At 71.0% G+C, this 7,564-nt stretch carries 8 protein-coding genes; 6 read left to right on the forward strand and 2 right to left on the reverse strand.

What is annotated here, in order from left to right; all coding sequences use genetic code 11:
- Positions 1 to 4: 4 nt before the first annotated feature.
- From ACFWGJ_RS08085 to ACFWGJ_RS08100, 4 genes are all read left to right on the forward strand, one after another.
- On the forward strand, positions 5 to 547 hold the full coding sequence (locus tag ACFWGJ_RS08085; protein ID WP_387321753.1) for a pyridoxamine 5'-phosphate oxidase family protein: 543 nt from the start codon (positions 5 to 7) through the stop codon (positions 545 to 547).
- 26 nt (positions 548 to 573) lie between these two features.
- Positions 574 to 1,398: a hypothetical protein gene (locus ACFWGJ_RS08090; RefSeq protein WP_387321754.1), complete on the forward strand. Its 825-nt coding sequence runs from the start codon at positions 574 to 576 to the stop codon at positions 1,396 to 1,398.
- Between the two features lie 131 nt (positions 1,399 to 1,529).
- Positions 1,530 to 3,671: a prolyl oligopeptidase family serine peptidase gene (locus ACFWGJ_RS08095; RefSeq protein ID WP_387321755.1), complete on the forward strand. Its 2,142-nt coding sequence runs from the start codon at positions 1,530 to 1,532 to the stop codon at positions 3,669 to 3,671.
- Between the two features lie 122 nt (positions 3,672 to 3,793).
- Positions 3,794 to 4,249, forward strand: coding sequence for a Rieske (2Fe-2S) protein (locus ACFWGJ_RS08100; RefSeq protein WP_387321756.1), 456 nt, complete (start codon positions 3,794 to 3,796; stop codon positions 4,247 to 4,249).
- Here ACFWGJ_RS08100 and ACFWGJ_RS08105 read toward each other — a convergent pair.
- Positions 4,236 to 4,886 carry a cysteine hydrolase gene (locus ACFWGJ_RS08105; protein WP_387321757.1) on the reverse strand — a complete coding sequence of 217 codons (651 nt, stop codon included), beginning with the start codon at positions 4,884 to 4,886 and terminating at the stop codon, positions 4,236 to 4,238. The genes ACFWGJ_RS08100 and ACFWGJ_RS08105 overlap by 14 nt on opposite strands.
- Before the next feature lie 176 nt (positions 4,887 to 5,062).
- Between ACFWGJ_RS08105 and ACFWGJ_RS08110 the strand changes: the two genes are divergently transcribed.
- A complete protein-coding gene (locus ACFWGJ_RS08110; protein WP_387321758.1) occupies positions 5,063 to 5,530 on the forward strand; it encodes a pyridoxamine 5'-phosphate oxidase family protein in 468 nt (155 codons plus the stop codon).
- A gap of 25 nt (positions 5,531 to 5,555) precedes the next feature.
- Here ACFWGJ_RS08110 and ACFWGJ_RS08115 read toward each other — a convergent pair whose 3' ends face one another.
- The gene (locus ACFWGJ_RS08115; RefSeq protein WP_387321759.1) at positions 5,556 to 6,458 is read right to left on the reverse strand and encodes a LysR family transcriptional regulator; all 903 of its coding nucleotides are present in this window, start codon (positions 6,456 to 6,458) and stop codon (positions 5,556 to 5,558) included.
- A 73-nt stretch (positions 6,459 to 6,531) separates the two neighbouring features.
- Here ACFWGJ_RS08115 and ACFWGJ_RS08120 point away from each other — a divergent pair, with 73 nt between their 5' ends.
- Positions 6,532 to 7,479: a DMT family transporter gene (locus ACFWGJ_RS08120; protein ID WP_387321760.1), complete on the forward strand. Its 948-nt coding sequence runs from the start codon at positions 6,532 to 6,534 to the stop codon at positions 7,477 to 7,479.
- The last annotated feature ends 85 nt before the right edge of the window (positions 7,480 to 7,564 follow it).

The raw sequence follows: 7,564 nt of genomic DNA on the forward strand, positions 1-7,564 counted from the left end.
GCACATGACGGTCTCCCGAACACAGGGCATTCCCGATCCCTACCGGGCCCGGCGTGGTCTGACGCCGGAGGTGGAACGGGTGCTGCGCAGGCGGACGAACGCCACGATCGGTTCCGTGAATCCGGACGGTACGCCGCACCTGGCCCGGGTGTGGTTCCTGTGGGACGACAACAGGGTGTATTTCGAGGGCAGTTCCGCGACGAGGAAGGCCCGCAACATCGCGGCCAACGGTCTGGCGTCCGTACTGGTCAAGGGCCAGGCCGCGGACGGCAGCACCCTGGTCGTGCTGGGGCAGGGCACGGGGCGTCTCCTCACCGGCGACGAGGCCGGAAGGGTCTGCGCGCGGATCAGGGGCAAATACCTGACCGCGGAGGGCATGGCCCCCGTCTCCCGCTACCTGGACGGCATCGACGACGCGGTGGGGGAACTGACCCCGGGCAGGTGGGCGACCTGGAGCCTGCGCTCCATGAAGGCGGCGATCCGCGCCCTGCCGGAGTACGGGGACGACGACACGTGGGACCGCTGGTTCCTGCCGGAATCAGAATGACCCGGCCGGCGGCGCGGGGAGACACAGTGGGTTTCGGCGTGCAGATCCTCGGCATCGACGGCCTGGGGAAAGGGGAGTTGCTGCCGGTGGTGGAGCGCCGCTGCACGGCGGCCGGGCTGTCGGTCAGGCGGGTGTCCTGGCAGGGCGAACTCGCCGCGGCCACCGCTGGCGGCCGGCTCGGCGAGTATCCGTACAACGAGCTGGAACGGCTGTGGCTGGAGCTGTTCCCCGTCTTCTTCGCGGACGCCACCGTGGCCGGGCGCCGCGTCGAGGCACCGCGGTCCTTCGCGGAGCTCCGCGGAAGCGGCCTCGTGGAGCACGTGAAGAAGTCCCGGATCACCGGCATGCGCCCGGCCTCCCCTTTGGCGACCGGCTGGCTGGAGATGGCGGGCCACAGCCTGCTGTACCACTCCGTGGTACAGCCGCTCGTCGACGAGGGCCATGTGGTGATCCAGGACTCGCTCGGCATCAAGAACGTGCTGAAGAGCCTGTTCATGGCGGAATTCAGCGCGCCCGAGCACGCGGCGGCCCTGACCGCCGTCCGCGCCCACGTCAGGGACTACTTCGGCAGGGTGCTCGCACCACGGGTGGGCATCTACCTGCGGGAGGACCCGGCGCGCGTACTGGCGGCAAGAAAAGCCGAGAACATCGGGGTGTTCGACAACTATCATGCCTTCGGCGGAGACCCCGGTCAGACCTTCCTGGACCTCCAGTCCGACTGCGCGCGCGAGTACGAGACCTTCGCGAGGACGCACGACTGGACGATAGTCGACGTGAACGCCGCCTCGGAGGCGGCGGGTCCGGCGTCCGAGAGGGTGACACACACCATCCTTGCCGCGGCGGCGCGATGACGCGGCCGTAGGGAACCCACTCACGGGCGGCCGGGAGATCTCTTTCGGTGGGCCCTGAGGGACGGAACAGGCTGGGGCCGAGCAACGCCCGACCGCATGATTCCATCCTCCCGAAGGGAACCCCCGTGCCCATGACCGCTGAGGACCTGCCCCTGCAGTTCGCCCGGACGAAGCGTTTCTCCCTCGGGGTGCCGCGCGGTTTCGTCGTCTCGCCCGACGGCGACCGTGTGCTGTTCCTGCGCACCGCGAGCGGCCGCTCCACGACGAGTCTGCTCTGGCTGTACGAGAACGGCGGCGAACGGACGCTCGCCGACCCGCTCGCCCTCGGTGACGGCGGCGAGGTCCCGGAGGCCGAACGGATCCGTCGCGAACGGGCCCGCGAGACCGGCGCGGGCATCGTCTCGTACGCCACCGACGCGGCCGTCCGCCTGGTCGCCTTCGCCCTCTCGGGCGCCCTGTGGACCGTACGCACCGACGAGGGCGTGACCCGCCGCATTCCCACGGCCGGCCCGGTCGTCACCCCGCGCCCCAGTCCGGACGGCACACACATCGCGTACGTGAGCGGGGGCGCCCTGCGGGTCGTACGCGCCGACGGCACCGGTGATCGCGCACTGGCCGAGCCGGAGGGCCCGGAGGTCACCTACGGGCTCTCCGACCATGTGTCGGCCGAGTCGCTGGACCGCTCGCGGTCCTTCTGGTGGTCGCCGGACGGGGACGCGCTGCTGGTGGTGCGGGTCGACAACGCGCCGGTCCAGCAGTGGTACATCGGCGATCCGGCGCACCCCGGGCGTCCCCCGCGCGCAATCCGCTACCCGGCCGCGGGCACGGCCAACGCGCGGCTGTCCCTGCACGTCGTGGGCCTCGACGGCACTCGCGTCGACGTGGACCTGCCCAAGGAGGCCGTGTCGCATCCGGGCGGGGCGTGGACCGACCCGGCCTTCGAGTACGTCGCGCAGGCGGACTGGAGCGGGACCGGGCCCCTCGCCGTCGTACAGACCCGCGACCAGCGTTCGGCGTACGTGCTGGGCATCGACCCGGCGACCGGAGCGACCACGACGCTGCACCACCTGACGGACCCCGCCTGGCTGGAGTTCGTCCCCGGAACCCCCGCCTCCACCACGGCCACCGGTCTCGTCCTCACCACCCAGGAGGGCACGCGCGGACTACTGATGACCGGCACCGGGGTCCGTACACCTGAGGGCATGTACGTCCACGAACTGCTCGGCACGGCCGGTGACCGGCTCTACTTCACAGCCGCCGGGGAACCGACCGAGGCACACGTCTGGTCGTACGACCCGCAGAACGGTTTCGTCCGGCTGACCGACGAACCTGGTGTGCACCGTGCGGCCGTCGGGGGCGGCACCGTCGTGCTGGACGGTTCGACGCTCGACGGGCAGACGGTGCCCGTGCTGCGGGACGGCGTCCCGGCCGGGCGGATCGAGGTGCTGGCGGAGCGGCCGGTGACCCGGCCGCGCCCCCGCTTGCTGACACTCGGCGCACGCGCGCTGCGTGCGGCGCTGTATCTGCCGACGTCGTACGAGCCGGGGTCCGGCCCGTCGGCAACGTCCGATCCGGGCGCCGACCGCCTCCCGGTGATCGTGCACTCGTACTCCGGGCCCGGCATGCAGACGGTCGTGAAGGCGACCAGGTGGCACCACGCCGTCAACCAGTGGTTCGCCGATCAGGGGTTCGCGGTGCTGTCGGTCGACGGGCGCGGCACTCCGGGGCGCGACCGGGCCTGGGAGACGGCCATCCACGGCGACCAGCTGATGCCGGTGATCGAGGACCAGGCCGACGCCGTACGCGCCGCCGCGGAGCTCTTCCCGGAACTGGACACGGGCCGCGTGGCCATCCGCGGCTGGTCCTTCGGCGGCTATCTCGCGGCGGGAGCCGTGCTGCACCGGCCCGATGTGTTCCACGCGGCCGTCGCGGGCGCGGCGCCCACCGATCTGCGGCTGTACGACACGCACTGGAAGGAGCGCTACCTGGGGCACCCGGACGTACAACCGGAGCACTACGACCGCTGCTCACTGGTGGCGCACGCCCACAAGCTCACACGCCCCTTGATGCTCGTCCATGGGATGGCCGACGACAATGTGTTCCCGGCACATATGTTGCGGTTCTCGGCGGCCCTGCTGGCCGCCGGCCGGCCCCACAGCGTGCTCCCATTGGCAGGCGCGACCCATCTGGTGGCACAGGAAGGCGTGATAGACACCCTGCTCCGAATGGATCTCGATTTCATCAAGAAGTCGCTCGATCTCCGGAGCGCCTGAACCATGCGGGTGACGTGCCCGTACTCCTGATCGGATCGACGCACATCCACGCAAACGCACGACCAGGCATTTGCACACTTGTACATCTGCACACCTGCACATCTGTGGAAGGGACCGCCACTATGTCCAGCGAATCGCTCCAGCCTGCTCCGGCACTCTGTCGTCGCACCGTCCTGGCAGCGTTGGGCGGGGCCGGACTGGCCGCCGCGCTGACCGCCTGCGGGGGCTCCGACGACAAGTCGTCCGACTCCTCCTCGAACTCCTCCGGCGCGTCGACCGGATCCGCCGGCGGTGCGGTGCTCGCCAAGACCACCGACATCCCGGAGGGCGGCGGGAAGGTCTTCGCCGACCAGTCCGTGGTCGTGACCCAGCCGACGGCCGGCGAGTTCAAGGCCTTCTCCACGGTGTGCCCGCACCAGCAGCAGCGCGTGAACAGCGTGGACAACGGAGTGATCACCTGCCCCGCCCACGGCAGCCAGTTCAGCGTCGCGGACGGCGCCGTCAAGAAGGGGCCCGCGACCAGCGGACTGACCGCCGCCGACATCAAGGTCAGCGGGGACTCGATCACGCTCGCCTGACCCGGCGGGGCCGTTTGAAGCAGGTCAGCACGTCGTCCGTGGTGGTGATGGTGGCCACCAGGGCGAGCGTGTTGCGGATCATCGCGGGCGTGTAGTCCGAGGGCACACCCGCGATGGCGTCCCCCGGGACCACGGCGGTGTAGCCGCGGTTCACCGCGTCGAAGACCGTGTTGGGCACGGCCACGTTGGCGGAGACGCCGGTCACGACGAGCGTGCGGCAGCCCAGATTGCGCAGCAGCGCGTCGACGTCGGTGCCCGCGAGGGGCGACAGACCGTGCAGGCGGCGTACGACGAGGTCCTCCGCGGCGACCTCCACGGGCGGCGCGACCCTCACCGCCGTGCTGCCGGCCAGTTGCTGCACCGGCAGACGTTCGGCCGCGCGGAACAGCCGGGCGTTGTGGTTCGCGCCGCGGCCGTCCGGGCGGCGCTCGGCGATCGCGTGCATGACCTGTACGCCGCTCTCGTGGGCCGCGGCCACCAGGCGCGCGATCCGCTCCAGCACGCCCGACGAACGGGCCTCCCGGGCGAGTTCCGGCAGCGCGCTGTCCGGACCGACGACACCCTGCTGGCACTCGACGGTCAGCAGCACCGTGGTCGCGGGATCGAGGAGTTCGCTGAGCACTTCGTACGACGGCATGGCTTTCCCCTGTCGCGGACGGTCTTCCCGGTCCGCCCGGACCGGCTCGGTCCGACCGGCGATGGCGGGCGAGCGTAACCACCATTGCGTACGGACGGAAGACGACCCATGCTTTCCTGACGCGGCATCAGACACCGCGTGGAAGATGCCGCAGCAGTCGGAGAAGAGGGAGCCGCATGGCCGCAACTCAGCGCCGGGGACGAAGAATCATGATGACGCCGGAGGAGCTGGACGAGTTCCTGACCACCCAGCGCACCTGCCGTGTCGCGACGGTCTCCGCGGACGGCGCCCCGCACGTCAGCACGCTCTGGTTCGCCTGGGACGGCAAGTCGCTCTGGCTGTACTCGATCACCCGCAGCAAGCGCTGGGCCGACCTGCGCCGCGATCCGCGGGTGGCCGTGGTCGTCGACACCGGCGAGGAGTACGACCAGTTGCGGGGCGTCGAGGTGTCGGGCTCGGTCGAGTTCGTCGGTGAGGTGCCGCGCACGGGCGAGCCCTGCCCCGAACTCGACGCCGTGGAGCGGTCGTTCGCCCGCAAGAACTTCGGCCTGGACGAGATGCCGCACGACGGCAGACACGCCTGGATGCGTCTGACGCCCGAGGCGACGGCCTCCTGGGACTTCCGCAAACTCGCCGGCCTGTGACAGCGCGTGGGGCCGGCGGACGGTGTCACCCGTACGCCGCCCCCGCCGTCCGCAGCGCGTCCGCCACCGCTCTGATCGACGGGCGGCGGTCGGCGTCCGCCCGCCACACCGCGTACACATGTCTGGTGACCCGGTGCCGCACCGGGACCGTCCGCACGCCGGCCGGCACCGGACCGCGGCCGAGTCTGGGAGCGACACACACGCCGAGCCCGGCCGCGACCAGGGCGAGCTGGGTGTGATGCTCCTCCGCGCGGTGGGCGATCACCGGCTCGATCCCCTTGCCCCGCAAGGTGAACAGCAGCCACTCATGACAGAACTCGCCCTCCTCCCAGGCGATCCACTCGTCGTCGGCGAAGTCCTCCAGGTCCACCTCAGAGCGATCGGCGAGGCGGTGGTCCGCGGGCATCGCCACATCGGCGGGGTCGTCGAGGAGTGAGGCCTTGACCAGTCCCTCGGTCAGGGGCAACGGCCTGTTGTACCAGTCGAGCACCACGGCCAGATCGATGTCGCCGCGCAGCACCCCCGCCACGCCGTCCTCCGGCTCCAGCTCGCGTGAGCGGACGCGCAGTCCCGGATGCTCGGCGCGCAGCGTGGCCAGGGCCGCGGGGAACAGGCCGCGCGCGGCCGTGGGGAACGCGGACAGCCGCAGCTCCCCCACCACCTGACCGCGCTGCGCCTCCAGATCGGACTGGGCGAGCTCGACCTGGGACAGGATGCGGGCGGCATGGTCGGCGAGCAGCCGCCCGGCGTCGGTCAGGCGCACCCCCCGCCCGTTCTTCGCGAGCAGCTGCTGTCCCACTTCGCGCTCCAGTTTGGACATCTGCTGGGAGACCGCCGAGGTCGTCACATGCAGCCCGTCGGCCGCGCCACCGACCGAGCCGTGGCGGGCCAGGGCGTCGAGAGTTCGCAGCCGCTCCAGGTTCAACATGTAAGCGATGCTACGCGATACCGGACCAAAAGTCTCGCTTGTTCTAAGGGATCGCTTCGGCCAGAGTGAGCGCATGAGCGCCCCGACCGAGCCCCGCACGCCCCTCCTCGCCGCACCCACCACCCCCTCGCCCCCGCTCCGCCCCGCTCTCGGCTGGCGCCTGCGCTTCGGCGCCCTCGCCCTCGTCTGGGGTTTCAGCTTCCTTCTGATCAAGGTGGGCACGGACGGCTACGCCCCGTTCCAGGTGACGTTCGGCCGACTGCTCTTCGGCACGCTGGTACTCGCCGCGGCGATGGCGTGGAAGCGCGAGCGGCTGCCACGCGGGGTGCGCACCTGGGGGCATCTGTCGGTGGCGGCCCTGCTCCTCAACGCCCTGCCGTTCTCGCTGTTCGCGTACTCCGAGCTGACGATCCCGTCCACCCTGGCGGGCATCTGCAACGCGACCTCGCCCCTGTGGGGCATGGCGCTGTCGATGGTCGCCCTCTCCGAGGACCGGCCGACCCGGCGCCGGGTGGCGGGTCTGGGCATCGGATTCCTCGGCGTGCTGACGGTGCTAGGGGCCTGGCAGGGCTTTCACGGTCTGGACGCCGCGGGCACCGCGATGGCGCTGCTGGCCTCGCTCAGCTACCCGATCGGCTGGATCTACGTCCGCCGCACGCTGGCCGGCTCCAGCCACTCCAACCTGTCGCTGTCCGGCGCCCAGTTGTTCCTCGCGACAGCGCAACTGGCCGTCGTGACATCGTTGTTCACGTCGACTCCGACCCGCTTCGCCCTCGTCCCGCTCCTCGCGGTGATCGCCCTGGGCACCCTCGGCACGGGCTTCGCGTTCCTCGTCCAGTACGGCCTGGTCGCGGAGGTCGGCCCGACCACGGCCCAGATGGTCACGTACTTCATCCCGGTCATCGCCACGGCGGCGGGCGTCGCGATCCTGAACGAACCTCTGACGTGGTCGACCCCGGTGGGCGCAGCAATCGTCCTGACAGGCGCGGCCCTCACACAGTCGAGACCACGCGCCACCTGAAAGGGATCTCGCCCCCGCCGCCCCTACCCATTCCCGTCACTGCATGGGGGCTGCGCCCCCTCGCCCCCCTGATCGCGCTGCGCGC

It is taken from the genome of Streptomyces sp. NPDC060205, from assembly GCF_042728395.1.
Taxonomy (GTDB): Bacteria; Actinomycetota; Actinomycetes; order Streptomycetales; family Streptomycetaceae; genus Streptomyces.

What these genes read in the sequence shown, in the direction of transcription:
- ACFWGJ_RS08100 (WP_387321756.1), top strand. Translation starts at nt 3,794, where the DNA reads ATGTCCAGCGAATCGCTCCAGCCTGCTCCGGCACTCTGTCGTCGCACC.
- ACFWGJ_RS08120 (WP_387321760.1), top strand. Translation starts at nt 6,532, where the DNA reads ATGAGCGCCCCGACCGAGCCCCGCACGCCCCTCCTCGCCGCACCCACC.
- ACFWGJ_RS08095 (WP_387321755.1), top strand. Translation starts at nt 1,530, where the DNA reads ATGACCGCTGAGGACCTGCCCCTGCAGTTCGCCCGGACGAAGCGTTTC.
- ACFWGJ_RS08105 (WP_387321757.1), bottom strand. Translation starts at nt 4,886, where the DNA reads ATGCCGTCGTACGAAGTGCTCAGCGAACTCCTCGATCCCGCGACCACG.
- ACFWGJ_RS08110 (WP_387321758.1), top strand. Translation starts at nt 5,063, where the DNA reads ATGGCCGCAACTCAGCGCCGGGGACGAAGAATCATGATGACGCCGGAG.
- ACFWGJ_RS08085 (WP_387321753.1), top strand. Translation starts at nt 5, where the DNA reads ATGACGGTCTCCCGAACACAGGGCATTCCCGATCCCTACCGGGCCCGG.
- ACFWGJ_RS08115 (WP_387321759.1), bottom strand. Translation starts at nt 6,458, where the DNA reads ATGTTGAACCTGGAGCGGCTGCGAACTCTCGACGCCCTGGCCCGCCAC.